The sequence below is a fragment of the Bartonella sp. AP9QHHD genome (assembly GCF_042195625.1).
Classification (GTDB): Bacteria; Pseudomonadota; Alphaproteobacteria; order Rhizobiales; family Rhizobiaceae; genus Bartonella.
In genome coordinates, this window is sequence record NZ_JBHIOP010000009.1 from 1 (window position 1) to 1,188 (window position 1,188).

The following is a 1,188-nucleotide window of genomic DNA, read 5'->3' on the forward strand; positions in this document are numbered from 1 at the left end:
TATTTACACGCCGCAAACGCTGTATTTAATTGCAGATCATATTGATGTCTCAGAGAGCGAATTGGCTTATGGCGGTTTAGACTTTCAAAGCACCAATGCCCTTGATATTCACAATGCAAGGCTACAAGCCGTGACAGATCAGGGAGGGACTGGAGATATTCTCTTTATTGCTCCAAGCGTTATGGTTGATGAGACAACATCTGTTTTAGCAGCCAGAGATTTCGTGATCAAAACGGGGGAGCTTGGAAATAGCGGTCAATTGGCATCGGGGCAGGATTTAGTCTTTAGCGTGACGGGGGATGTGACCAACAACAAAACGGGTTTAATCTATGTGAAGGGCAATGGTGCTTTACAAGTTGATGGGGCTTTGTTGAATGATTTTGGCACTATAATGGCAGAAGGTGATTTGGGTTTCACCAATGCGGCTGGCAGCGGAAAAAGCCTTTCGCTTGTCAACAAAGCAGGCTTTATTCAAGCTGGTGGAAACTTAAATATCCAAACCAACACCCTGAAAAACGAAGCTGATAGCACGCCTGTCATCACGGAAAAAACGGAATATAGCGATATTTCTTTCCAAAGACCAGACAAATATAATTTTCTCGATGGCAGACCTTTATATCATGATATAGACTGGGATCGTTGGGGAAAAGGAAAACTTTCTAAGAGAAAGCATGGGGCAGTAGGTCCAAAACACTTTATATTTGAGCAACAACTTTGGAATAACAAAGAAGGAACCTATGGCACGGCAACTTTAAAAGATGGGACAGTCTATAAGGCGTTTACTTGGAAACATAATGCTCGAAAAGGAGACATAGAAGAGTTTGTATGGAATGGTTCTCGGCGGAAGGGAGGATGGTTAGGGTCAATAAACGAAGACTGGTCACACATGACAGAAAAGACTGTCACACAAGCATTTTCGCATAAACCAACTGTTTCGGGGGTAATACAATCTAGTGGCAATCTTATTATTAATGCTGATACCATTGATAACCATTATAGCTCTATGAGAGCAGGGGGAAATGCCGATATCCACGCCAATGTGCTGACCAATTTGGGGGCAACGGCTTATAAAAACACTTATCTTGGTTGTCAGGCTAATACAGACAGTTGTTATGGCTATAAAGCTGATGGAAGCCGCGATGTTTCTTTAGATATAGCCAATGGCAAGGATCGCCAGATTGGTTCAGA

The 1,188-nt window shown here is 42.7% G+C and carries 1 pseudogene; it reads left to right on the forward strand.

Annotated features, from left to right (window positions below):
• Nucleotides 1–1,188, forward strand: a pseudogene (locus tag ACFIK4_RS00645) (filamentous hemagglutinin); the annotation flags it as partial.